Below are 24251 nucleotides of genomic sequence, written 5' to 3'. Positions count from 1 at the left end.
GATTATGACCTTTGAGCAGCAATGGCTAGAGTACGATTATAACCCTTTCGTACTTTTTAGCTCAAAAGGTAAAGTTTTATCTCTTAACTCTGAAGCTCAATTTCTTTTAGGTTCAGCATCTACGCATGAACTTTTTGAACTTGCAACTACTTATGCCAATGTAACTTTTGGCTTTAAAACAACATTTTTAGAATTAGAATTTGGCAGATATAAATTTTTTGCATTAACTATTGGTTATGAAAATGAAAATGAAATAGGTATCAAGTTATATCAAGTTCCATCATTTAAACTCAATAAGCCAAAACCTAGTGGAGAATTGACAAATATTTACACACTAGTAGATTTATGCATCTCGACAAACTCCATAAGTTCAACTACAAAATATTTAAAAGACTTTGACCCAACGATACCAGAAATCATCATAGACACAAACAGCTTTATAAAACTTTTAAATAAAGTCTATTTTTGTTTTAAAGAAAATGAAACTATCTGTACAAAAATCTTTTATAGAGTGGGTGAACATATTAAGTTTGATAAAAAGAAATATAGTATATTTTCAGTAGAGATAAAAGCAGATAATATCAATAAGACAAAAAGCAACGAGCTTGAAGTTATAGTAGCAAATACTAACTTTTATGTTGATATACAAAAAAAGATAACTATAAATATACCTATGATAACTTCTTAGAAAAAATCTCTTTTGAGCTTATGGAGCCTACAATTATGCCAAAAAGTAGAGAAGGAAGATAGACGGCAATATCTAAAAGTTCATTATTTTTAAGTGCGATAAATCCTAAAACTAAAAACAGATAAGGTACAAGCCTAAAGAGTGAAGCACCACCTTTTAAACCTTGCTTCATACTTGCAATACTTAAAGTTTTAATCTTTTTTCTTTCTTCTTTTACAATAGCTTTTAAGTCTAACTCTTCAGCTGGAGCATTATTTATTGGTTCATACCCCAGGGCACCCTCTCTGACTTCGTCATTCACCTTGTCATCATAAAGTTCGTAAGGGTCTTCTATCTCATCTAATAAATCTCTTTTTTCTTCTACCATATCTGATGATACTTGAGTATTCACTAATCTTCTATATGCAAAAGAAGAACCAATAATAATAAATAAACTACTTAAAAATGCAATTTGCACATTCATATAAAAACTAAAAGATATAAAATTAGTAGCTAAAATAATAATCTCAGATATAGTAATAAGTTTAATAACTCTTTTCACCGTAATCCTCATCATCATCTTCATCAAGTTGTTTTTTTATCGCATATCGTGGTTCTTTCGCTAAGTCTAACATTACTTTATGTTGTTTGGAGTAAGCTTTATAAACATTTAATATAGCAGCTCCAATTCCTACTCCTACTCCTATCCAAAAGAGCCAGCTTATACCTGTTAAATTTTTAAGAAGTATGCCAATACCAACACCCATAACAACTGCCACTACCATTGAGATACCTAAAGAAAGGCTATCAGCTGCTTCAATTATTGGTTTTATTCTTGGTTTGCGTTCTGGCTTTTGGCTTAACTCGTTGTCTTTAGTTTGCTTATCTATATTTTGCCCCAGGGCATTCTCTCTGGCTTCGCCATTCACCTTATCAGCCATTTTTTATAGCCTTAAAAACTTTTGCACTTGCTTCAATAGTATCTTCTATCATCTCATCAGTAGTAGCAGTTGAGATAAAACCTGTTTCATAAAGTGAACAAGCAAAGTAAAAGCCCTCTTTGAGCATCTGTGAATGAAAAGATGCAAAAAGTTTAGCATCTGAGTTACAAGCATCTGAGAAGTTTTTAACTTCCTTTTCATTAAAGAAAAAGCCAAACATACTTCCTCTTGTATCTACTTGCATAGTTATGCCACAAGCCTTAGCTTCTTCTTGCATTCCTTCAACTAAACGAGTTGCTCTTGCATTTAAAACATTTAAAACTTGTGCATTTTTCTTTAGTTTAGTTAAGGCTGCAAGTCCTGCTGCCATTGCAACTGGATTGCCACTAAGAGTTCCAGCTTGATATACTGGTCCCTCAGGAGAAAGTTTAGCCATTATTTCTGCTCTTGCGCCAAAAGCACCAACAGGCATACCCCCTCCAATAACTTTACCGAGAGTAACGATGTCAGGCTTTGTACCTGTAATAGACTCAGCACCATTTATGGATGCTCTAAAACCACTCATAACTTCATCAAATATCAACAAAGCTCCATTTTCATCACAAAGCTTTCTCAACTCTATTAAAAACTCTTTATCTGCTGGAACTAAACCCATGTTTCCTGCAATTGGCTCTATGATAATACAAGCGATATCTTTAGAGTCTTCAAAACATTTTTTTACACTTTGAATGTCATTATATGAAGCTAACAGCGTGTGTTTTGTAAAATCAGCAGGAACGCCTGGGCTAGATGGGTTTCCAAAAGTTACAGCGCCACTTCCAGCTTCCACTAAAAGACAATCGCTATGACCATGATAACAACCCGTAAACTTAACAATATCATCTCGACCTGTAAATCCACGAGCTAGACGAATTGCACTCATCACAGCCTCTGTTCCACTACTTACAAATCTTATCTTATCAATGGAATCAAACATAGAAACAACCAGAGATGCTAAATCAGTTTCTGCTTGAGTTGGAGCACCAAAACTAAGTCCTCGTTTCACAGCATCTATAACAGCTGATTCTATCGCTTCATCTCTATGACCAAAGATAAGTGGTCCCCAACTTTGTACAAAATCAACATATTTATTTCCATCTACATCTGTTAAGTAAGCTCCATTTCCTTCACTTATAAAAAGTGGCGTTCCACCAACACTTGAAAATGCTCTTACTGGAGAGTTTACTCCACCTGGGATTAGTTTTTGGGCTTGTGTAAATGCTTTTGATGATAATTCTGTACTCATATATTTGACCTTAATATTTTTTTTGTTATTATATCAAAAAAATAAAGGCATAACTTGCAGAGATCTTCTTTTGCTCTATTTGTAGCGCTACTTATTCATTTGCTACTTGTACTTTTATTTTGGTTACTTGGTAATTTTGCAAATGAAATAAAAAAACCTATAAAAACACAAGAAAAAAAGATAAAAATATCTCTAAAAGAGATGCCAAAAACAGATAAAAAATCAGGCATGACAAAAAAGAAAATTAAACCACCCGAGATAGCACCTCCGATGCCAAAAGGTTCTCAACTTAAAAAAATAATAAAAGAACCACTTGTTAAGCTAAAACCAAAAGCTAAACCTAAAAAACCAAAGTTAAATCCTAATCCCAAGCCTATAAAGCCCAAACCTAAACCAAAGCCCAAAGTAGAACCGATACCTTCTAAAAAGCCATATATTCCACTGCTAGATAAGAATGTAAGCAAAAAAAAGCCGGTAAAGAAACCAAAAGATGCTATGTCATGGATGTATGAAGACAAATCAAGCGAAGAAAAAACTCAAAAAGAAACTAAAACATACAGAGGCAGTAGTGTTAGTCAAAATGTAAAAGAGTTGTATGGCGAAGAATTTGGCAAACTAAGTCAAGGACAACAAAAGTACATTATTGATAATCAAGAAATAATGAGAAGAATAACCCAGCAAGTTCTTACTCGTGTAGCAGGTGTAAATCTTTCAAGAGATATTAGAGTGAACAGAAGTAATGTCATAGAATTCTATTTGCATCCAAATGGGGATATGAGCGATTTTAAATTTTTAGAAAAAAGTGGATACTTTGTTCTTGATGATACAACAAGAGAAACTATAAGTTACGCATACAGCAGATACCCTAGACCAAAAGAAAAAACATTGATTAGATATGTTGTATATTATAATTTAGCAAGATATTAGAAGAATTAAATTTGAGTTTAGCATGGATATATTTAATCATAGCTGGAATATTAGAATGGGGTTGGCCAGTTGGTTTAAAACTCGGTGTTACAGATGCAGGATTTAGTATTTTTATAAGTGGAGCACTTTTACTTATTGCTCAAAGAAGTATTCCTATGGGAACTGCTTATTCTATTTGGACAGGCATCGGTGCCGTTGGAACTTTTGTTCTGGGTATTTTACTTTTTGGAGAAACAGCTAGTATTCCAAGAATCTTTTTTATTAGTCTTATCGTTGTTGGAATAGTTGGACTTAAAATTGTTTCAACAAAAAAAACTTAAGAGCTTTTAGCTATAATTTAAAAAAATATAAGGCGATTACATGCACATTAAAATTTTATCTACTCTTCTGATTTCATCACTTGTTTTTTTCACGGCTTGTTCTGATGAAAAACAAGTTGTAGCAAAAAAAGAGATGCCAGCACTTGCGGTAAATACGATAACTGTAAAAAAAGAAGCTGTTCCCATATGGAAACAATATACAGGAATGACAAAAGCAAGTAGTGACCAAGATGTAAGAGTAAGAGTAGCTGGAATACTTGAAAAAATATACTTCAAAGATGGACAAGCAGTTAAAAAAGGTCAAAAACTTTTTAAAATCCAACAGAGTGAATACATAGCATCTCTAAATGCAGCAAAAGCAAAGAAAAGACAAGATGAAGCATCTTTAGCGCTTGCTACAGCTGATGTTAATAGATACCAACCTTTAGTTGATGAAGGGCTGGCTCCTCGTGCTACCCTAGAACAATACCAAGCTCAGCAAGCTGGTCTTAGAGCAGCTATTGCTGGTGATCTTGCTCAAATAAATAGAGCAAAAATAGAACTTAGTTATACAATCATAACTGCACCAATCAGCGGATATGCTAGTGCAAGACGCGTAGATATTGGGAATCTTGTTGGTCAAGGAGAGTCAACTCTTCTGACAACTATAGTGAACACTAATCCAATATATGCATATTTTTCTCCTTCACAAAAAGATGTAAAAATGTTCCAAAAATACAGGAACAAAGATAAACCAGATGCTTTTATTGAAGTTGCTGGAAGTGTAGAGCAAAGTAGGCTTAACGGGTATATAGATTTTTCAAATAATATAGTCGATCCTTTAACTTCTACTATAACAATGCGTGCAACAATTAAAAATACAAAAGGAAAAGTTTTACCTGGTACTTTTGTTTATATAAATATGTTCATAAATAATAAATACAAATTCCTTATGATTCCACCAGAAGTTATTTTTAATGATCAACTTGGAAGTTATGTTTATATTGCAGATAAAAACTCAACTATTAAAAGAGTTGATATAACTACTGATTATTCAAGTAAATACTATGTAAGCGTTCATAGTGGTCTTAAAGATGGTGATAAAGTTATAGTTTCTGCGCTTGTTAAGCTAAAAAGTGGTCGTAAGATAAAAATAACTGATGTTAGTTCAACCCAAGGGATAAAATCAGTTTTACAAAAGAATAACCTTATTCCAAAAGGTAACTAAATAAATGTTTTCTGTAACTTTTATAAAAAGACCTATACTTGCGATAGTAATTTCGCTCATCATAATGACTGGCGGACTTGTTTCAATGCTTGTTCTTCCTATATCAGAATATCCTGATGTTGCCCCTCCTACTGTAAATGTAAGTGCTACATATACTGGTGCCAATGCTTTTGTTGTTGAAGATACTGTTACTCGTGTTTTAGAAGATAAACTCAATGGCATCAAGGGTGTTATTTATATGGAGTCTTCATCGGCTGCAAATGGTAGTTCTAGTATAAATGTTTATTTTGAACCTGGTTACGATATTGATATTGGAGCAGTTGATATTCAAAATAAAGTTTCTACGGCTACAGCTTCTCTTCCTACAGAAGTAACAGCACAAGGAGTTATAGTAGATAAAAAATCTCCTTCTATTGTTTGTCTAATTGCGATAAGTGGAGATGATAGATATGATGGAAGTTTCCTTTCAAACTTTGTGAACATTAATATACTTGATGAGATTAAAAGAATTCCTGGTGTTGGTAAAGCTGAAAATATGGGTGAGAAAAAATACTCTATTCGTATCTGGCTAAACCCCGATAAACTAAAAGCTTTAAATATGACCCCAATGGAAGTAATATCTGCTGTTAAAAGCCAAAATAAACAAGCTTCTATTGGTAAAATTGGTGGAACACCTACTTTTGATGACCAAAAACAGGAGTTTATTCTCTCTACAAAAGGTAGGTTAACAGATGTTAAAGAATTTGAAAAAATTGTACTTAAATATAAAAAAGATGGCTCACTTGTCTATTTAAGTGATGTTTCAAGAGTAGAACTTGGAAGCGAATTTTATGATTGGAATGCTATAAGTGCAAAAAAACCAGCTGGACTTATCGGAGTATATCAACTTGGAGAAGCAAATGCTCTTGAAATTAGAGAAAAAGTTGAAGAAACAATGCAAAAACTTCAAAGCCGTTTTCCAGATGGCATAACATATGCAGTTCCTTACGATACGACAAAATATGTTAAAGTGGCTATCAATAATGTTGTAAACAATCTTTTTATGGCTATAGCTCTTGTTATTCTAATTATCTTTATATTTTTGGGCTCATGGCGACCTACTGTTATTGCTGCAGCAACTATTCCTGTTTCACTTGTTGGTGCTTTTGCTGCAATGCAAATTGCAGGTGGATTTAGTATCAACTTCTTAACACTTTTTGGACTTATTTTAGCCATCGGTATTGTTGTTGATGATGCTATTCTTGTTGTTGAGAATGTTGAAGTTATCATGTATAGAGAACCAGAATTGACAATGGCTCAGGTTGTAAAAAAGGCTATGATAGAACTCATTGGACCGATTATCTCAACCACCCTCGTTTTAGTGGCTGTTTTTATCCCTGTTTCTCTCCTACCAGGTATTACTGGTGCTCTTTATCAACAATTTGCTCTAACTATTGCCTTTGCAGTTCTAGTGTCATCTTTAAATGCACTTTCTCTTTCTCCGGCGATTAGTTCTATTATTATCAAAAGGCGTAAAAAAGGAGAGGAAAAGTTTATCATATTTAGAGCATTTGATATATTTTTCAAGGCACTTACAGCCAAGTACAAGATAGCAATAACTATGCTAATAAAAATTAGATACTTTATGATACTCGTAATGGGTGGAATTTTTTATCTTATGTACTATCTCTTTTCCATTACACCTACAGGTTTTGTTCCTTCTGAGGACAAAGGTATGTTGATGGTATCTGTTAATGGAAAACCAGGTACTTCTATTGCACAAACAACAAAAATAAGAAAAGAAGTAGAAGATATCATCTATTCTATTGACGGTGTAGAAAATATTGTAAGTATTGAAGGGTATAATATTATTACATCTTCAATAGATGGCTCAGCTCTAGCAATGTTCGTTTCTTTAAAAGATTGGAAAGAAAGAACAACAAAACAAAATAGTGCCTTTGGTATCATTCGGCAAATTCGGCAAAAAACAGCAACTGTAAGTGAAGCTAATATAGCGGCATTTAATCTTCCTGGTATTCCTGGTGTTGGTAATGTTGGTGGCTTTGATTTTAGACTTCAAGATTATCTATCTAGTGATTTAAATACTTTTGAGCATTTTGCAAATGAGATGATAAAAGAAGCATTTGCTGACCCTAGAATTGCGTATGCTTTCACAACTTTTGCTACTAATTATCCTATGTATGATATTACAATAGATAGAGAAAAAGCAAATGCTCTTGGGGTAAATATGAGTGATCTTTTTACAACTATGCAAGCTTATTTGGGTTCTATTTATGTAAATGATTTTACAAAATTTGGTAAAGTTTTTAGAGTTTTTGTTCAAGCAGATAAGAACTACAGAAGTTCTAAAGAAGACATAGGTAAACTCTTCGTTAAAAATAGAGCAGATAAGATGATACCTCTAGATGCCATACTTGAAGTTAAGGAGATGATAGGTCCACAAAATTTAACTCACTTCAATATGTATAGAAGTATACAAATAAATGGGGCTGCCGCTCCTGGGTATAGTTCTGGAGATGCAATGACCGCTATGGATGAAATTGCTAAAAGAATTCTCCCTCCATCGTATGGTTATGAATGGGCTGGTATGAGTTATCAAGAAACCCTTGCTGGAAATGCACAAATATATGTAGTGTTTTTTGTACTTCTCGTAGTTTTCTTAGTTCTTTCAGCTCAATATGAATCGTGGATACTGCCACTTATGATTTTACTTTCAGTGCCTATGGTTGTGGCAGGTGCTATTGCTGGACTTCATTGGTCAGGTTTACCACTAAATACATTTGCTCAGGTTGGACTTGTCTTACTCGTAGCTCTGGCCGCTAAAAATGCCATTTTAATAGTAGAGTTTGCAAAAGAACAACGAGAAGCAGGAGTAGGAATTATTGAAGCTGCCATAAATGCAGGAAGTCTTCGTTTTCGTGCTATTATGATGACTATTCTTTCTTTTCTTTTTGGTATATTTCCTCTTGCTTTTGCAACAGGAGCAGGAGCTATAACCCAACAATCTATCGGTATAGTTTTAATGTTTGGTATGATTGCTGCAACTTTTATATCTACTCTTTTTGTACCAGTTCTTTATGTCCTACTTGAAACTATGAGAGAGAAATTTGTTAGCGTTGAAGATGAAATAAAAAGAAGGGAATCTATATAAATGTATAAACTAATACTAATAATTTTACTAACTTTAAGCATAGATGCTAAAGAGATATACAGTGTTGACAAGCTAATTTTGGAAGCATTGAAAAACTCTCCTGACTTAGATATAAGTGCTTCAGAGTACAAAGCTTCACAAAGTAGATATGACAAGGCTTTTTCAGGTTATCTGCCTAAACTTGATTTACATCTAAATGCTGGTCAAACTAGTATGAGTGACATGGCTAATAACCCAAATAATATGATAGATGATACTCTTATGTTGGGAAAATTATCTCTAAAGCAAATCATTTATGATTTCGGTAAGACAGGCGGTAGTGTAGATAGTTTTAAATATGATTCGGACTCTTATCTAAATGCAAATGAGCAAAAAATATCTGATAAGAAAATGGATGTTAAAACAACTTATTATCAAGTTTTACAATCCATCGCACTAATAAATGTAAACAAAGAAAATGTAAAACTAAATGAGATTCAACTTTACCGTTCAAAAAAATATTTTGAAGCTGGGATACGAACAAAGATTGATGTTTCAGACGCAAAAGTTGAACTCATAAAATCTCAACTAGACTTGAAAAAAAGTCTTTATGACTTAAAACTTTCCTATGCTGATCTTGACGAAGTTGTAGGCTTTGAAGAAGTAGATAAAAGATATAAAGTTTACTCTAAAGAGTTAGTTTTAGAAACTATTTATGAGTCTTTATCGGATTATGATTTAACACTTATTGACTCCATAAATTTTGCATATAAAAATAGATATGAGTTAAAAAAATATCTATCAAATATACAATCAACTAAAGCTAGTGGCGAAATTGCTTCGTCTGAGTACTATCCACAGTTATATTTTAATGCTGATTATACAAAACAAGAAGTTGATAAATTAAAAGTTTTAATGCCAGAGCAACAATGGAATGCTATGTTAAACCTAGACTGGAACATCTATCAAGGTGGAGCTACCTCTGCTTTTACTCAAGAACAACAAATCAACCTAAGTATTTCCAAATCACAACTTCAAAGTTCTAAACTATCTATCAAAAAAGATATTACACAAGCTTATATAAATATACATAAAACAAAAGACTCAGTAGAGTTATCTCAAAGTCTATTAGAAGTTTCTAAAGAAAAATTTGGACAAGCCCAACAAAGATATGAACACGGCTTATCTGACTACATAGAGCTTCAACAAGCAAGACAAGGCTACATAGATGCTAAATCATCTCTAGTGGTTGATTATTACAACTATTATGCTGCAATTGCTACCTTAGACAACGCTATTGGAAAGTAACTTATACTCCATTACTTAACTTAGCATCATAACCCATACTTTTTTCAAGCTCTAACCAAGAATTTTCTTGGCTTGAGTTCTTGCAAAGAAAAGAAACAGGTTTGATTCCCATTGCTTTACAAGTCACTAAAAAATGAGAAAGCATATACTTCATAGTAGGATTTTGCAAGTCTATTATAGAATTACTCAACTGCATATCTTCTAGTAAATTTTCAACATCAAGATAAAAAGTGCTAACTCTAAGCTCGCATCTAAGAGTTGATAAATTATGCCAAGACTCTGAGGTTTGAATATTTAAATGCAACTCTATATCCTCATTTAACAAAGCTAAAACATTTTTAACTTCTTTATCATTATTGATATTTGAAACAACTATAGCATCTGGCATAAACTGATTTAAGTATGTTATCTCTTCATATCCACCATCATTTAAAGAATTTACTTTTACTATTATTTTTTTTTCATACTCTTTATATTGAGTTAGATATATGGCACAAAGGACTAAAGAAAAATGTCTGTTTTCTTCCGCTGGTGTCTTTGTTAAGTCTAGCATTATACACTGAGCATCTATAGTATCTATAGTGTTTAATTGTTGTATATCACTACAATCTAGTATTCTTACTTTAGAAAAGTTACTCGAAGTGTTCAAAACTCTAAACGAAGGTATAGCTAATTTATCAAGGGCTTCTATATCTTTGCTATTATAAAGTTCTTCTAAGTTATTTAGCATTTTTTTTGCCTTTATTTTCTTGTAAATATAAGTAAAGTGCCTGAAGTTCTTTTTTTGTCAAAAAGTATCTTGGCATTCCATTTTTTCGTTTATTTAAAGCTTTATAAAAGAGTGCGAAATCAAGTTCATTTATTGCAGGTCCCATAAAAGTTTTTGATTCATTTTTATCTATATATTTTGCAATTAGTTTACCTTCACCTTTAGCTCCATGACAAAGATGACAGCCTATGCCTCTTGGGTTTTTATATAACTGTGAAGCATACTCCATAGGAGTTATAAAAGTAGTTTCTCCAAAGAGAAAAATCGGAAAAATAAAAAGCAATAAATATTTCATAAAGCGATCCTTTAATATATAGTGGTATAATAACAAAAAAATAATTTAAGAGGTTTAAATGCAACTTCTCGATGGTAAAACACTTTCAAAAAAGATAGAAATAATAGTAGCAGATGAAGTAAAAAACTTTAAAAAAGCAACAAATAGCGTACCTGGTTTAGCAGTAGTTTTAGTTGGACAAGATCCAGCAAGTGCAGCTTATGTAAATATGAAAAAAAAGGCTTGCGATAGAGTAGGCTTTTACTCTGTCACACACGAGATGCCAGAAGATATTTCTCAAGAAACCATTGAAAATACAATATCAATGATGAATGACAACCCAAGCATAGATGGTATTCTTATTCAACTTCCCCTTCCATCACAAATAGATGAAACAAAGATTTTAGAATTAGTAGCTCCAAGCAAAGATGTAGATGGTTTTCATCCTTTTAATGTTGGTAGATTAACAACAGGACTTGATGGTTTCGTGCCTTGTACTCCACTTGGTGTTATGGAACTTTTTAAAGAATACAATATCGATATAAAGGGTAAAAACTGTGTAGTTGTTGGTGCTTCAAATATCGTAGGAAAACCTATGGCTTCTCTACTTTTAAATGCAGATGCAACTGTTGAAATTTGTCATATTCATACTGATAACTTAAAAAAGCATACCCTAGATGCTGATATATTACTAGTAGGAGTTGGTGTTATTAACCTTATAACGGAAGATATGATAAAGTCAGATGCTATTGTTATAGATATTGGCATAAACAGAGCAGACAATGGTAAACTTGTTGGTGATGTTGATTTTGCTAATGTTAGTGAAAAATGCTCATATATAACTCCCGTTCCCGGTGGAGTTGGTCCAATGACAATAGCAATGCTTCTAAGAAACACACTAAAAGCTGCAAAAGCTCACGCAAAAGAAAGAGTATAAATGAAAGAACTTTTACTAAAAATTTATAAATTTTCAAACTCTTGGACTGGAACTGTAACCATAGTTCTTTTTATCATATTTTTTATAGCTCAAGCCTTTAGAATTCCATCAGGAAGTATGAAAGACTCTCTTTTAATAGGTGACCATCTTTTTGCTAAAAAATTTGCTTATGGCTTAGCTATGCCTCATATTCCTTTTATTGAGATGTCCATCATGCCTTGGAGTGATAGACTTCGTCTAATAGATGGAGATACTCCTAAGCGTGGAGATATAGTTATATTTAGATATCCTCACAATACTAAGCAGCACTTTGTTAAAAGATGCGTAGCTCTTCCCGGTGATGAACTTTTTGTTTCAGAAAAAAATCTTTTTGTACATCATAGTGAAGGTGATGAGTGGATAAAAGAGAATTTTAAAGATTTTGAAATTATAGTTTTTTCTGGAAAACTTTGGGTTAAAAATCCTTACAAAAAAGCGCATCCAGGGATTCACAATGATGAAAAAATCATAAATAATGGTAGATACCCTATGCAACTTTTTTATTTTCCACCAACAACAGTTCAAAAAGACACTTATTTTATGATGGGTGATAATCGCGATCATTCAAATGACAGCCGTTTTTGGGGTCCAGTTCCTTATGAAAATATTGAAGGAACACCTTGGTTTATTTACTTCTCAGTAGATGAGAACTGGGAAATAAGATGGGACAGAATAGGTAAAACTCCAAGCGATCTTGAAGAACCGAGGCATCTAGACCTTGCAATAAAAGAAAGACTTAAACTAGATAAAGATGACCATGGAATCTATTGATTTACTAAAAATATTAGCAGCAGTTTTAGCTCTTGGAGTGGCTATTATCGGGCATGAAATCATGCATGGATTGGTAGCTTACATGTATGGCGATACAACAGCCAAAAACGCTGGAAGATTATCTATAAACCCACTCACTCATGTTGATTTAGTTGGTACTATCTTGGTTCCAGCATCTATGTACTTTATACCTATGCTTCTTGGTGGAGATAGTGGATTTTTGTTTGGTTGGGCAAAACCTGTACCTATAAATACAGCTACTGTCATAAGAAGAGGTGGATATAACGCTGCAATGCAAGTTGATTTAGCTGGTATAGTTTACAACTTTACATTAGCTGCTTTAGCATCTATAGTTTTAGTTTCTATGGGTAAACCAACAAGCCTAGATGCTTATCTTTTTGCATATCTTTTTGTTACACAACTGCTAATTATAAATGTTGTTTTAGGAGTATTTAACCTTATTCCTATCCCTCAGTTTGATGGAGCACATTTTTTAATGCATCTATCGCTAAAGTACAAAGTAAACACTGTAGCAGAGTTTTTTTACAAAAATGAAAGATATGGAATTTTTATGGTTCTTATTCTTTTAATGACGCCACTAAAAGATTATCTATTGTTACTGCCTGTACAAACAATATTGAATCTACTAATATCATAAAGGAAGAAAAATGAAATTTTTTGTAGCAACAGACCACGCTGGAGTCGACTTAAAAGACTATACAGTGGAACTTTTAAAACAAAAGGGGCATGAAGTCATAGATTTGGGTCCATGCTCAACAGATAGAGTTGATTATCCTGATTATGCGCATAAACTTTGCGAGGAAGTTTTAGATGATGAGAGAACTCAAGGCATCTTAATCTGTGGCTCTGGAATCGGAATGAGTATGGCAGCAAATAGACACCAAGGCATAAGAGCAGCACTTTGTCACGATGCTTATACTGCAACAGTTGCAAGAGGACATAATGACGCTAATGTTTTGTGTTTTGGCGAACGAATAGTTGGAAAAGGTGTAATGGAGTCTATCTTAGATGCATGGATAGGTGGAAGTTTTGATGGTGGAAGACATATCGGTCGCGTAGCCAAAATAGAAATCGGAGACAAACAATAATGTTTTGGGAATGGTCACTTTTAACACTTTTATCTATATTGTCAATTTATTTATTTGTTAAAATGTTTTACTTTAAAAGCATTACAAATAAAGAACAAAGAGGTAATGACTTAATGAAGCTAACACTTCAAGAGGCTGAAATCCTCATAAGAAAATACCAAATACAGCTACAACGCGCTTTAGGAAATGTTGATATTTTAAGTGATGAGTTAAGTAAACTAAGAAATGAACTTAAAGTTTTAAAACAAAGAAACACTAAACATAGACAAGAAACAGATAGATTAAACGGAAAAATAAAAGCACTTGAGAGTCGTATAGACGCTCTACTATAAAGGACAATAAGATGACATTAAGCAATACAGAAAGAAGAATAATAGAAGACTCTATAAGAAATATAAAAGATTTTCCAAAAGAAGGAATAGTTTTTAAAGATATAACAACTCTTCTTAATAATAAAGAAGCTTATGGCGTTTTAATGAATCATCTTTACCAAAGATATAAAGAGTATAACTTAGACTACATAGCAGGTATAGATGCTAGAGGTTTTATATTTGGTGCGGCTTTAGCACAGATGCTTGGACTCGGTTTTGTACCTATTCGCAAAAAAGGTAAACTTCCATATACAACTTATAGTGAAAAATATGCTCTTGAGTATGGCATCGATGAGATTGAAGTTCATATAGATGCTTTTAGCGGTGTTCAAAACGCAAGAGTTCTTATGATAGATGATCTCATTGCAACTGGTGGAACTGCAAATGCAGCAGCAACACTTATAAACCAAACTGGTGCAAAATGTATAGAGTCTTGTTTCATAATCGGTTTAACTTTTTTAAAGGGCATTAAAACACTTGAAGAAAAAACTCCTGTTTATTCTTTAATAGAGGTTAATTAATGTACATACCAACTGCGTCAAAATACGACCCAGATGAAAATGGTCACTTTGGAATTTTTGGAGGGCGTTATGTTCCTGAAACACTTATGCCAGCACTTTTAGAACTAAAAGATGAATATGAAAAAATAAGATTTGACAAAGAATTTTGGTCTGAAGTTCACTACTATCTGAAAGATTATGTAGGTCGTCCCTCCCCTTTATACTATGCAAAAAACATATCTGATGAACTTGGCGCTAAAATCTACTTAAAAAGAGAAGATTTAAACCATACAGGTGCGCATAAAATTAATAATGTTATAGCTCAAGGTTTAATGGCAAAAAGACTTGGATATAAAAAAGTCATAGCTGAAACAGGTGCTGGACAACATGGCGTTGCAACTGCTACTATCTGTGCTTTACTTGGTTTAGAGTGTGAAGTGTTTATGGGTGCAAAGGATGTTCACAGGCAAGAGTTAAATGTTTTTCGTATGAAATTGCTTGGTGCTAAAGTAAATGCGGTTGAGAGTGGTTCAAAAACTCTAAAAGATGCGATGAATGATGCTATTCGCCACTGGGTTACAAATGCTAGAGATACTTTTTACATTATTGGAACTGTTGCTGGTCCGCACCCTTACCCTATGATGGTTAGAGATTTTCAAGCTATTATTGGTTATGAAGCAAGAGCACAGATTCTTGAAAAAGAAAATAGACTTCCTGATTATGTTATTGCTTGTATTGGTGGTGGTTCAAACGCTATTGGTATGTTTCAACATTTTTTAGAAGATGATGGGGTTGAGTGTATTGGCATTGAAGCTGGTGGACTAGGAATAGAAACTAATAAACATGGATGTTCTTTGAAAAAAGGTCGCCCTGGAGTTTTACATGGGCAGATGAGTTATACACTTCAAGATGAAGATGGGCAAATACTTGAGGCTCATTCTATTTCAGCAGGACTTGATTACCCTGGCATCGGACCAGAACACTCTTTTCATAATGACAATAAAACTATAACTTATGACAACATAACAGACCAAGAAGCACTAGACTCATTTGTTTGGCTTTCACAAAAAGAGGGAATTATCCCCGCTTTTGAAAGTTCTCATGCAGTTGCATATCTTAAAAAACTACCAAATATAAAAGATAAACTCATTATAGTAAACCTTTCAGGTCGAGGGGACAAAGATATGATTCAAGCTAAAGATATACTACATTTTGATTAAAAGGTTAAAAAATAATGAATATAGAACTATTAAATAAAAATATAACAGATATAAAAACAGAAATATTAGTAGAGTTTTTAACAAGCCAAAACTTAGAGGGGCATCTAGATGCTGACATATTAAATAAAGCAGGATTCAAAGCAGAACAAGATTCTATCTGTTTTTTACATGAAAAAGGGATTTTATTTTGTGGTATAGAGAGTAAAAAAAGTGATGCCGTAAGAAGCGCTACTGTAAGCATGATAAAGGCTCTTAAAGCTTCAAACTACACAGATGCTAAACTTAGTGTATTAAAAAACAGTACGCTTCAAGCAATGGTTGAAGGCATTATTTTAGGTTCTTATGAATTTAACAATTATAAATCTTCTGTAAAAGAAATAAGTCTAAAAAATATTTCACTTGCAACAAATGAACTTGATTTTGATGAACTCAAAAAGACTTTTGATGAAGCAGTTATAATCTCTAAAGCAACTTGTTTTACTCGTGATATTGTAAATACCGCTCCTCAAGAATTAAACCCTGAAACTTTAGCTATTTTAGCTAGTAAACTAGCAAGTGATAATAACTTAGAATGTGAAATATTTGGCGAAGATAGACTTAAAGAAGAAAATATGCATTCAATGCTTGCAGTTGGTCGAGCATCTATCCATGAAAGTCAACTCATTCATCTAACATACAAACCAGCCAACCCTAAAAAAATCATCTCTCTTGTTGGAAAAGGTTTGACATATGATAGTGGTGGGCTAAGCCTAAAATCCGCAACTTCTATGGTAACTATGAAAATGGATAAAGCAGGTGCTTGTGCGGTACTTGGAATGATAAAAGCGGCAAGTGAATTAAAACTAGATGTTGAGATTCACGCTTTTGTTGGTGCTGTTGAAAATATGATTGGTGGAAATGCTTATAAACCTGATGATATTTTAGTATCACGCAGTGGAACTACTATTGAAGTTAGAAATACAGATGCTGAAGGTCGCTTAGTTTTAGCAGATGTTTTAACTTATGCTCAAGATAATGTTAAAGCCGATGGTATTTTTGACTTTGCAACGCTTACTGGTGCTTGTATGGTAGCTCTTGGACAATACACAACAGGACTTATGGGACATTCTCATAAACTAAAACATGACTTCTCAAAAGCAGGAAGTGCATCTGGAGAGCTCATAGGCTCACTTCCATTCAATAGACATCTTAAAAAACTTCTAAAAAGTGAAATAGCGGATATATCGAATGTATCTTCAAAACCTTATGGTGGGGCAATAACAGCAGGTCTATTTTTAGATAAGTTTATTAAAGAAGAAAACAAAAACAAATGGATGCATTTTGATATAGCAGGTTCAGCTTACACCGAGAGTTCTTGGGATTGTAATGTTTATGGTGGAACTGGGGCTGGTGTTCGTTTAATGAGCGAATATCTGAGAAATTTATAATATCTGTAAATAAAGATTATTTAGATATTATTACAAAATTATTTTAAAGGTTAATCATGGGTTTAAGTATAGGTCTTGTAGGACTTCCAAATGTAGGTAAATCAACAACTTTCAACGCACTAACAAAAGCACAAAATGCAGAAGCGGCAAACTACCCGTTTTGCACAATCGAGCCAAACAAGGCAGTCGTTCCTGTTCCTGACAAAAGATTAATTGAGTTAGCAAAAATTGTTAATCCTGAAAAACTTCAATACTCTACTTTAGATTTTGTAGATATTGCAGGTTTAGTAAAAGGTGCTTCTAAAGGTGAAGGTTTAGGAAATAAGTTTTTATCTAACATTCGCGAAACAGAAGTTATCTTACAGATAGTAAGATGTTTTGATGATGAAAATATCGTTCATAATGAAGGAAGTATAGACCCTTTAAGAGATGTAGAAATCATAGAAACTGAACTAATCTTAGCTGATGTGGAAGTTTTACAAAACAGGATACAAAGACTAAAAAAACAAGCAAAAGCGGACAAAGATGCGAAAACTTCATTAGAAATGGCAGAAGTTCTTGTTGAGTTTTTAGCTGATGGAAACTTAGCTAGAAACTTCCCTAAAGCTGATACTGATACATATAAACTACTCAATAATGAAGTTAGATTTTTAACAGATAAAGAGATTATGTATGGTGCTAATGTTGATGAAAATGGTCTCTTAGAAGATAGTGAATATGTTAAGGTATTGACTAAACATGCCCATGAAAACAACTGTGAAATCATAAAACTTTGTGCTAAAGTTGAAGAAGAACTAATTGATTTAGAAGAAGATGAAGCAAAAGAATTTTTAGATGAATTAGGCGTTAAAGAGTCTGGGCTTGAACAAATAATCCATAAAGGCTTTGATAAACTTGGTCTAATGTCTTACTTTACCGCCGGCGTAAAAGAAGTTCGTGCTTGGACAATTCGTAAAAACACAACAGCACCAAAAGCCGCAGCAGTTATACATAATGACTTTGAAAAAGGTTTTATCCGTGCAGAAGTTATTGCTTATAATGATTTTGTAGAACTTGGTGGTGAAAATAAAGCTAAAGAAGCTGGCAAGATGAGATTAGAAGGAAAAGAATATATCGTTAATGATGGTGATGTTATGCACTTTAGGTTTAATAATTAACAGTTAATTCTGATATACTTCTTCCTATCAAAATAGGAGAAATAGAATGAAAAAACGAATAAACCCTTTAATGTTATGCGCCATAGCTGCTATGGTGCCATTTAGCCTAAGCGCCAAAGATATGAATCATGGTGTTCATAATACTGTTACAGATAGTGTAATTGTTTCACAACGAACTTCACTAGCAAAAAATACTAAAAATGTAGGCTTTGGACCACAATCACCTCGCGATATAGATGCACTTACGGGTAAAAATGAAAGAGCATTCGGCTCAGCACCTACTTATAAAAAAATGAATTTATGTAATATTCATTTTCATAAAAATGCAGAGCATAAAGGTGGAGAATTTACTCTTTATGCAGGTAATGGAGATGGTCACGGTTACCAAAGTGGATATAAATATTCATTTAAACTAAGTAAATCTGAACTAAAACCAACTAAACATGAAGCTTGTCAAAGTAAGCATGGTGGGCTTAGCTCTGGCGACACTATTGAAGTTCACTATGTGTACTCAACTGCAAAAGTAAAACCTGGTCCAACATTAGGCTCATGCTTAAGTGACTCAATTAAAAACCCTCAATTACGCGTAGAAACTCAAGTTTATGTTCTTGTTAATGATAAAAATGCTCTTAATTTTAATAACTTAACTAAACATGAAGTAGTTAATGGTCTGCATCAAGCTACAAATATACCATCAAATACAGGTACTCCTATTCAATATGCTGGGTCAACCACTGGTCCTTCTTATAATGAGAAAGGATCTCCATTTCAAGTTACATGGAGTGTTCGTCCTAAAGTAGCAAAGGTTAACATAGATTCTCTAAATGATTGGTGTAAAGGTAATACTTTTAATGAAAACCATGCACATGGTGTACGAAATCTTGTTATAAACCCTGATTTACTTTCAAAAATCAGTAAATAACTAACTAATGGTTCATACGCATCATAGTATGAACCATTGTATCTTTAAGTCTGCTCACACCCGCATCAAAATTATTTAAACTTTTATTTTGTAGTTTTTCAAACTCTATCTTAGCTTTTTTAAAAAGTTTGAAAAGTCTTTTTATTTCATCTTCATTCTTTTCATTTTTATTTTTTTGGCTTTCATATTTTCTTTTTAATTCCATTAGTCTAGCATCTGCTCGTTCTACTTCTTTATTTTTTACACCTTGGGCTATTTTTACTCTTTTGTAAAGTTGAGAGAAATCATGCATCGATAAAATTTGTTTATTTTTTATCATATCACTTTTTAGAACTTTTTCTATAAGTACGCTGGTGGCTTTATCGTTTTTTGCACTTGAGACTAACTCTATAAAAGTGTTTGCCACTTCTTCAAATATTTGTCTTTTATATTTTTTATAGTAAGTTACTGATAGAGAATGGATAAAGATTACTCTAGTTTTATCTTGCAAAGCTTCTATTGCTTCTTTTTTGGAGCAGTATAATATATTTGTAGCAAAAGTTAGCCATTCATTTGCTATTTCATGAAAAATTATATTTACAATTTGAGAAAATTTAAAATCTCTATACTCTTTTATATGTAAAAAGTTTAGCTCATATTTTAACTTTTCTCTTACAAGTATATTTGAGATTATTTGCATTATTTCAACTCTATCATAATGAGAAGAAACATGTAAAACTTCCCACTCAAAAAGAGTTTTATCGCTAAATATTTTCTCTATATACTCTTCTTTTTCTTCTTGGCATCTATACATTTTTGGCTATTGTTTGTCCATATTTAACATCTGTATAAGCTATTTCTTCTAGTTCTAGCATACCTTCTTGCGCTAAAACAACAATAGTTGAACCCATCTCAAAACATCCAAAATCATCACCTTTTTTTAGATGTAAGTCTTCATACTTATAAAGCGTTGGCTGCAGAGAACTTGTATTTGTTTTTATATTTGGTTCAAAAGAAACCTGCATAACACCTACATTAAGCGCAGCTACTAAAATCATATAAAATCTCTTACAATTTGTAGCTTCACAAAGTAAAACTACTCTCTCATTTTCTATAAAAAGATTAACTCGCATTTTAAGAGATGAAATATTTACAGGATAGAACTTACCAGGGATATGGACTGCTTTTAAAACTTGTAAATCAGTTGGTATATGATAACGATGATAATCTTTTGGAGAAAGATAAAAATTTATAAATTTTCCATTGTCAACTATGCTTTTTTCTTCATCACTAAAATTATCTCCAAGTAAAGTATGACAATCATATCTCATACCTTTTATTTGAAGTGCGTCTTCGTCATTTAAATCACCACATTCTGATATATAAGAATCACATGGAGAAATAAAATCAACCTTTCTTTTAGAAAATTCTCTATCTTCTCTTAGTTTTCTTGTAAAGAGTGCATTTAAAGATTTATATGTTGAGCGGTCATAAAAATCACTCATATCTAAACCCATTAAACCAACATAAGTATTATTAACAATACCTTGAATTTTTGGAGAAAATTCTTTACTCGCAAATTTACCAAATTGTTGTGAAATTAAAGATGTTATATGTCTTTTGTTCATTTTTTACCTTTGTTAGTTTATTTTTCTTTTAGCAATCTCTTCTATTAAAACTGTTGCGTATGAACCTTTTGGAAGCGTAAAATTCATCTCGTAGTGAGCTTCTATGGGCTTATGTCTTCCTTCTATATCCTCTGGGAAAACCCAAGCATATCTTCTCGCTCCATCTGCGTTTATCTCATCATCAAAATCTTTTTCTATTGTTCTTGATATTCCTGATGATATTTTGACTTTTTTACCGCATAAAAGCCCTGTAATCGAGATACCTCTTTTATCAAACCTTTCTAAATCTTCTTCATTACCAAGAAAATCAAAAAGTCTTCCATGAGGATAATGCTCCATAATATCGCCACTTACAAGCTTAAATGGATGCTTTTGTTGTTTTAGTTTTCTCACTTCATCATTTGGCATATTTAAAACAGACTCAAGTTCTGAAACCTCAAAACTACTTACAAGTCTATTTATCTCCAATCTTCGACTGAGCCAAAGGTTAAAAAGATGACTTTGATATGAATTTATAAGCAGTTTTCTTACTCTAGGATTTCTTTCTTTTGCCTGTCCTTTAGCAATCTTTTCGCCTATGATATGATTATCTCCATCATTACCAAATCGCTGATAACCAAAATAGTTTGGCATCCCAAATTTAGCTATATTTTTTAAGGCTTCATCCATTTTAACAGCACTTGTTGGATTGACTTTTTTAACCTTTATAAAAAACCTATTTCCTTTTAGATGCCCTATTCTTATCTTGTTATTATGGTAAGTTTTAGAAACTATTTTTATACCTTCATGCTCAAAGGCTTCTAATTTTTCTTCATGTTGCTTATGAATTGAGATGTATTGTTTAGTCATTGCATGTTTATCTTTTAAACCTGCATAACCAATATCTCTATTTTTAATACCTAAAAACCTTGCAAATATCCCAATAAGCTCAGGAGTTGTAAGATTTTTCTTTCTTACAAAAAGAATTAAGTGTTCCCCTTCTCCTGAAAACTCATAAAGAGGTATCTCTTCTACGACAAAATCACGAGGACTTTGCTTAAAATGAAAGTCTATACTAGAATGCTCTAACGAATAAAATCTGTCCAATTATTTACCTTTAAAAATGATGTTGTTTACATTTTGCACTATATCTACCTCTTGAGGCTTTTGCAAAAATATTAAGTGGTGTTCTTGTTTGTTCTGCTCTTCTTATTAAAGCTTTTTTATTTCTTTTATCAAAAGCTACCAACATTTCATATTCTTCCCCACTACAAGCAAGATTATTTGATAGCTTTTTATAAAACTTATAGCCAAGGTTATTTACTTGTGATAGTTTACCCAAATCACTAAACAAACCATCTGATATATCCATACCACTACTTAAAAATCTTTGTGAAGCATGAATAAATTTATCTCTTAGTTGTATGTTTACAAATTTAGATTTTTTATGTAACTTACCTAAGTTAAAAAGTAATTGTAAATCTTTTTTACTTTTCCCTAGGTTACCTGTGTAGGCAAGTAAATATCCATTTTTCATACCTGATCTTAAAAGAGGTTTTTTTGTATGTGAAATTATCGTAATCGTAATGTCTAGTTTAGTATTACTAATAGTGTCACCACCGATAATCTCGATACCAAACTTAGATGCCACATCTTTAAATCCAGATGCTAACTCTCGCATCTGTGCTTTTGTGATATTGTTTGGCATTGCTACACTTAAGAGTGCATATTTTGGTTTAGCATTCATCGCAATAGCATCTGAGATATTAATCATCATAGCTTTTGTAGCAATTTGATAATGGTTCATCCACTCTATTTTAAAATGTACATCTTGAAAAAAAGCATCTTTTGAGTAGACTTTTCCATCTATCAAAGCACCGTCATCGCCTATGTGTTTATTATTAAACTGAGATATAAAATAACTTTCTTTCATTTAAATCAACTTCTTTAGATGTGCCTTAAGTAAGGATTAAAGGCTATAAATATAAAATACCTATAATTATATCATTTTAGGAAGAAATATATGAAACATTCTATTAAAAAAATATTTGCAAACTTATCAGTATCTTTAATTTTGATTAGCTTATGTGTTACGCTACTAACACTTTTAATAGTAGAACAAAATAGCTCTTTTTCTAAAATAAATAATCTGAAAAATCAAAAAATTATACTTCACTCTTTAGCAAACTTAGAAAAAGCGGATATAGAACTAGCGCTTATTCAGTTTAACGGCAAAGGCACTCAACTTCATTTTGAAATAGATAAGCTTCGCAGTTTAAGTAAATATGATTATAGTGGTAAATTTATCTTAAGAAATACAGATGAATATACATCTGACCTAGATACTCTATCTAGACTTACTACAACATTTAATGATATAGCGCACAAATACTATATTAAAAACTTAGAAAATAAAGAAGAGAAAGGTAAAGATTTACAAAATGCTCTATATACTGTAAATAAGCACTTAGATGCAATTATATTTAAAAATCTTATATATGATGAAAGAAAATTCTTTGTACTTCAATATTTAGCTATTTTTACATTTATACTTGTGTTTTTCACTATGGTCTGGTATAGAGGTAGACTAAGTTCTATCTATCAAGATATCTTGCATCTATATGCTATTGATAAAAGTAAAAAAGAATATATAGTATTTTCACAAGAAGCAGATGCTATACAGCTTAGAATGAACCGAAAACCAGTTGTAACAGATAATCCTGCGATGCTTGACCCAGTAACTCAGATAAACAATCATAAAGGAATGTTAAGTTCATATAGTAGTAAAAAAGGGATGAAAGACAGTAACTTTACTTCTGTGACTATCATAGAAATAGATAATTTTTCAAAACAAAAAAGAGCTTTTTCTCAAGAGTTTACTCAAGCTATACTTAAAAAAGTTGCTTTTACTATGTCACTTCACGAACAAGCAACGGATGTTATTGCTAGAACTGACTATAATCAATTTACAGTTATTTTATCTAGAACTTCAAAAGAACAATCTTTTAAAGATATAGAAATAATTAGACAAAGTATATCTGAGATAAAATTTAAAGCACCCGGTGGAAGTCCTATAACTATCACTGTTTCAGGTGGTTTCATCATTAAACCAAATAATCAGCACCTTGATGAAGCACTAAAACAAGCTAAAGAAGTTTTAATTCATGCAAAAAGAAATGGTAACAATTCAATCGCACAAATACGAGATTTAGCAGAGCTCGAGCTATAGCCAAAGCGTTACAATAAGTTACTTTTTTTGGGTACACTACACATTGATTGTTTCTTTTAGTAACAATATAAAACTTCCTTATTTCAAATCTAATGTTTATCATATACAAAGGCATCTAAGGATATAATCATCATTATTTTTACAATTTTAATTTA

Annotated in this window: 26 protein-coding genes; 17 read left to right on the top strand and 9 right to left on the bottom strand. The window is 32.3% G+C overall.

Annotation, left to right across the window (positions count from 1 at the left end):
• The first annotated feature begins 4 nt into the window (after window positions 1–4).
• Entirely contained in the window at window positions 5–688 is a 684-nt protein-coding gene (locus tag MOV50_RS12700; RefSeq protein ID WP_321778269.1) for a hypothetical protein, read from the top strand.
• On the opposite strand, the gene MOV50_RS12695 is transcribed toward MOV50_RS12700, so the two are convergent.
• The 3 genes from MOV50_RS12695 to hemL are packed head-to-tail and all read right to left on the bottom strand — an operon-like array spanning window position 672 to window position 2893.
• Entirely contained in the window at window positions 672–1229 is a 558-nt protein-coding gene (locus MOV50_RS12695; RefSeq protein WP_321778268.1) for a hypothetical protein, read from the bottom strand. The genes MOV50_RS12700 and MOV50_RS12695 overlap by 17 nt on opposite strands.
• Window positions 1213–1608, bottom strand: coding sequence for an AtpZ/AtpI family protein (locus MOV50_RS12690; protein ID WP_321778267.1), 396 nt, complete (start codon window positions 1606–1608; stop codon window positions 1213–1215). Before MOV50_RS12690 ends, MOV50_RS12695 begins: the two co-directional genes overlap by 17 nt.
• Window positions 1601–2893: a glutamate-1-semialdehyde 2,1-aminomutase gene (gene hemL, locus MOV50_RS12685; RefSeq protein ID WP_321778266.1), complete on the bottom strand. Its 1293-nt coding sequence runs from the start codon at window positions 2891–2893 to the stop codon at window positions 1601–1603. Before hemL ends, MOV50_RS12690 begins: the two co-directional genes overlap by 8 nt.
• Before the next feature lie 54 nt (window positions 2894–2947).
• On the opposite strand from hemL, the gene MOV50_RS12680 reads away from it, so the two are divergent.
• Genes MOV50_RS12680 through MOV50_RS12660 form a run of 5 tightly spaced genes read left to right on the top strand, consistent with a single transcriptional unit; the run spans window position 2948 to window position 9785 of the window.
• Entirely contained in the window at window positions 2948–3820 is an 873-nt protein-coding gene (locus MOV50_RS12680; RefSeq protein WP_321778265.1) for a hypothetical protein, read from the top strand.
• Between the two features lie 11 nt (window positions 3821–3831).
• Entirely contained in the window at window positions 3832–4140 is a 309-nt protein-coding gene (locus tag MOV50_RS12675; RefSeq protein WP_321778264.1) for a DMT family transporter, read from the top strand.
• 40 nt (window positions 4141–4180) lie between these two features.
• Complete coding sequence (locus MOV50_RS12670; RefSeq protein ID WP_321778263.1) at window positions 4181–5347, top strand: efflux RND transporter periplasmic adaptor subunit; 1167 nt, start codon at window positions 4181–4183, stop codon at window positions 5345–5347.
• A 4-nt stretch (window positions 5348–5351) separates the two neighbouring features.
• The gene (locus MOV50_RS12665; protein WP_321778262.1) at window positions 5352–8498 is read left to right on the top strand and encodes an efflux RND transporter permease subunit; all 3147 of its coding nucleotides are present in this window, start codon (window positions 5352–5354) and stop codon (window positions 8496–8498) included.
• On the top strand, window positions 8499–9785 hold the full coding sequence (locus MOV50_RS12660; RefSeq protein WP_321778261.1) for a TolC family protein: 1287 nt from the start codon (window positions 8499–8501) through the stop codon (window positions 9783–9785). It abuts the gene before it with no gap.
• Window position 9786: 1 nt separating this feature from the next.
• On the opposite strand, the gene MOV50_RS12655 is transcribed toward MOV50_RS12660, so the two are convergent.
• Window positions 9787–10515: a CoA ester lyase gene (locus tag MOV50_RS12655; RefSeq protein ID WP_321778260.1), complete on the bottom strand. Its 729-nt coding sequence runs from the start codon at window positions 10513–10515 to the stop codon at window positions 9787–9789.
• Window positions 10505–10849 (bottom strand): c-type cytochrome, encoded by a 345-nt coding sequence (locus MOV50_RS12650; protein WP_321778259.1) that lies wholly within the window; start codon window positions 10847–10849, stop codon window positions 10505–10507. Before MOV50_RS12650 ends, MOV50_RS12655 begins: the two co-directional genes overlap by 11 nt.
• 58 nt (window positions 10850–10907) lie before the next feature.
• On the opposite strand from MOV50_RS12650, the gene folD reads away from it, so the two are divergent.
• From folD to MOV50_RS12600, 10 genes are read left to right on the top strand one after another with little or no spacing between them, the layout of a single operon-like run.
• Window positions 10908–11765, top strand: coding sequence for a bifunctional methylenetetrahydrofolate dehydrogenase/methenyltetrahydrofolate cyclohydrolase FolD (folD, locus tag MOV50_RS12645; RefSeq protein ID WP_321778258.1), 858 nt, complete (start codon window positions 10908–10910; stop codon window positions 11763–11765).
• Window positions 11766–12575, top strand: coding sequence for a signal peptidase I (lepB, locus tag MOV50_RS12640; RefSeq protein WP_321778257.1), 810 nt, complete (start codon window positions 11766–11768; stop codon window positions 12573–12575).
• On the top strand, window positions 12562–13233 hold the full coding sequence (locus MOV50_RS12635; protein ID WP_321778256.1) for a site-2 protease family protein: 672 nt from the start codon (window positions 12562–12564) through the stop codon (window positions 13231–13233). The genes lepB and MOV50_RS12635 overlap by 14 nt, the downstream gene beginning before the upstream one ends.
• 10 nt (window positions 13234–13243) lie before the next feature.
• Complete coding sequence (gene rpiB, locus MOV50_RS12630; protein WP_321778255.1) at window positions 13244–13684, top strand: ribose 5-phosphate isomerase B; 441 nt, start codon at window positions 13244–13246, stop codon at window positions 13682–13684.
• Window positions 13684–14016 carry a hypothetical protein gene (locus MOV50_RS12625; RefSeq protein WP_321778254.1) on the top strand — a complete coding sequence of 111 codons (333 nt, stop codon included), beginning with the start codon at window positions 13684–13686 and terminating at the stop codon, window positions 14014–14016. The genes rpiB and MOV50_RS12625 overlap by 1 nt, the downstream gene beginning before the upstream one ends.
• 11 nt (window positions 14017–14027) lie before the next feature.
• The gene (locus tag MOV50_RS12620; RefSeq protein ID WP_321778253.1) at window positions 14028–14576 is read left to right on the top strand and encodes an adenine phosphoribosyltransferase; all 549 of its coding nucleotides are present in this window, start codon (window positions 14028–14030) and stop codon (window positions 14574–14576) included.
• Entirely contained in the window at window positions 14576–15775 is a 1200-nt protein-coding gene (gene trpB, locus MOV50_RS12615; protein ID WP_321778252.1) for a tryptophan synthase subunit beta, read from the top strand. Before MOV50_RS12620 ends, trpB begins: the two co-directional genes overlap by 1 nt.
• Before the next feature lie 14 nt (window positions 15776–15789).
• Window positions 15790–17202 (top strand): leucyl aminopeptidase, encoded by a 1413-nt coding sequence (locus MOV50_RS12610; protein ID WP_321778251.1) that lies wholly within the window; start codon window positions 15790–15792, stop codon window positions 17200–17202.
• 56 nt (window positions 17203–17258) lie between these two features.
• Window positions 17259–18359, top strand: a complete 1101-nt coding sequence (gene ychF / locus MOV50_RS12605; RefSeq protein ID WP_321778250.1) for a redox-regulated ATPase YchF — start codon at window positions 17259–17261, stop codon at window positions 18357–18359.
• Window positions 18360–18405: 46 nt separating this feature from the next.
• Window positions 18406–19281: a delta-class carbonic anhydrase gene (locus tag MOV50_RS12600; RefSeq protein ID WP_321778249.1), complete on the top strand. Its 876-nt coding sequence runs from the start codon at window positions 18406–18408 to the stop codon at window positions 19279–19281.
• 4 nt (window positions 19282–19285) lie between these two features.
• On the opposite strand, the gene MOV50_RS12595 is transcribed toward MOV50_RS12600, so the two are convergent.
• Genes MOV50_RS12595 through MOV50_RS12580 form a run of 4 tightly spaced genes read right to left on the bottom strand, consistent with a single transcriptional unit; the run spans window position 19286 to window position 22800 of the window.
• Window positions 19286–20074: a hypothetical protein gene (locus tag MOV50_RS12595; RefSeq protein WP_321778248.1), complete on the bottom strand. Its 789-nt coding sequence runs from the start codon at window positions 20072–20074 to the stop codon at window positions 19286–19288.
• Window positions 20067–20888 carry a phosphatidylserine decarboxylase gene (locus MOV50_RS12590; protein ID WP_321778247.1) on the bottom strand — a complete coding sequence of 274 codons (822 nt, stop codon included), beginning with the start codon at window positions 20886–20888 and terminating at the stop codon, window positions 20067–20069. The genes MOV50_RS12595 and MOV50_RS12590 overlap by 8 nt, the downstream gene beginning before the upstream one ends.
• A gap of 12 nt (window positions 20889–20900) precedes the next feature.
• The gene (truD, locus tag MOV50_RS12585; protein WP_321778246.1) at window positions 20901–21974 is read right to left on the bottom strand and encodes a tRNA pseudouridine(13) synthase TruD; all 1074 of its coding nucleotides are present in this window, start codon (window positions 21972–21974) and stop codon (window positions 20901–20903) included.
• 10 nt (window positions 21975–21984) lie between these two features.
• Entirely contained in the window at window positions 21985–22800 is an 816-nt protein-coding gene (locus MOV50_RS12580; protein ID WP_321778245.1) for a thiamine-phosphate kinase, read from the bottom strand.
• Window positions 22801–22890: 90 nt separating this feature from the next.
• On the opposite strand from MOV50_RS12580, the gene MOV50_RS12575 reads away from it, so the two are divergent.
• On the top strand, window positions 22891–24096 hold the full coding sequence (locus MOV50_RS12575) for a GGDEF domain-containing protein (RefSeq protein ID WP_321778244.1): 1206 nt from the start codon (window positions 22891–22893) through the stop codon (window positions 24094–24096).
• Window positions 24097–24251: the final 155 nt, after the last annotated feature.

This window comes from Sulfurimonas sp., from assembly GCF_029027585.1.
Taxonomy (GTDB): Bacteria; Campylobacterota; Campylobacteria; order Campylobacterales; family Sulfurimonadaceae; genus Sulfurimonas.
This window is presented reverse-complemented; position numbering and strand designations above follow the sequence as displayed.

Coding starts and splice junctions, on each gene's coding strand:
- MOV50_RS12700 (WP_321778269.1), top strand. CDS start 5: ATGACCTTTGAGCAGCAATGGCTAGAGTACGATTATAACCCTTTCGTA.
- MOV50_RS12690 (WP_321778267.1), bottom strand. CDS start 1,608: ATGGCTGATAAGGTGAATGGCGAAGCCAGAGAGAATGCCCTGGGGCAA.
- hemL (WP_321778266.1), bottom strand. CDS start 2,893: ATGAGTACAGAATTATCATCAAAAGCATTTACACAAGCCCAAAAACTA.
- MOV50_RS12670 (WP_321778263.1), top strand. CDS start 4,181: ATGCACATTAAAATTTTATCTACTCTTCTGATTTCATCACTTGTTTTT.
- MOV50_RS12665 (WP_321778262.1), top strand. CDS start 5,352: ATGTTTTCTGTAACTTTTATAAAAAGACCTATACTTGCGATAGTAATT.
- MOV50_RS12660 (WP_321778261.1), top strand. CDS start 8,499: ATGTATAAACTAATACTAATAATTTTACTAACTTTAAGCATAGATGCT.
- MOV50_RS12655 (WP_321778260.1), bottom strand. CDS start 10,515: ATGCTAAATAACTTAGAAGAACTTTATAATAGCAAAGATATAGAAGCC.
- MOV50_RS12650 (WP_321778259.1), bottom strand. CDS start 10,849: ATGAAATATTTATTGCTTTTTATTTTTCCGATTTTTCTCTTTGGAGAA.
- folD (WP_321778258.1), top strand. CDS start 10,908: ATGCAACTTCTCGATGGTAAAACACTTTCAAAAAAGATAGAAATAATA.
- lepB (WP_321778257.1), top strand. CDS start 11,766: ATGAAAGAACTTTTACTAAAAATTTATAAATTTTCAAACTCTTGGACT.
- MOV50_RS12635 (WP_321778256.1), top strand. CDS start 12,562: ATGGAATCTATTGATTTACTAAAAATATTAGCAGCAGTTTTAGCTCTT.
- rpiB (WP_321778255.1), top strand. CDS start 13,244: ATGAAATTTTTTGTAGCAACAGACCACGCTGGAGTCGACTTAAAAGAC.
- MOV50_RS12625 (WP_321778254.1), top strand. CDS start 13,684: ATGTTTTGGGAATGGTCACTTTTAACACTTTTATCTATATTGTCAATT.
- MOV50_RS12620 (WP_321778253.1), top strand. CDS start 14,028: ATGACATTAAGCAATACAGAAAGAAGAATAATAGAAGACTCTATAAGA.
- trpB (WP_321778252.1), top strand. CDS start 14,576: ATGTACATACCAACTGCGTCAAAATACGACCCAGATGAAAATGGTCAC.
- MOV50_RS12610 (WP_321778251.1), top strand. CDS start 15,790: ATGAATATAGAACTATTAAATAAAAATATAACAGATATAAAAACAGAA.
- ychF (WP_321778250.1), top strand. CDS start 17,259: ATGGGTTTAAGTATAGGTCTTGTAGGACTTCCAAATGTAGGTAAATCA.
- MOV50_RS12600 (WP_321778249.1), top strand. CDS start 18,406: ATGAAAAAACGAATAAACCCTTTAATGTTATGCGCCATAGCTGCTATG.
- MOV50_RS12595 (WP_321778248.1), bottom strand. CDS start 20,074: ATGTATAGATGCCAAGAAGAAAAAGAAGAGTATATAGAGAAAATATTT.
- MOV50_RS12590 (WP_321778247.1), bottom strand. CDS start 20,888: ATGAACAAAAGACATATAACATCTTTAATTTCACAACAATTTGGTAAA.
- MOV50_RS12580 (WP_321778245.1), bottom strand. CDS start 22,800: ATGAAAGAAAGTTATTTTATATCTCAGTTTAATAATAAACACATAGGC.
- MOV50_RS12575 (WP_321778244.1), top strand. CDS start 22,891: ATGAAACATTCTATTAAAAAAATATTTGCAAACTTATCAGTATCTTTA.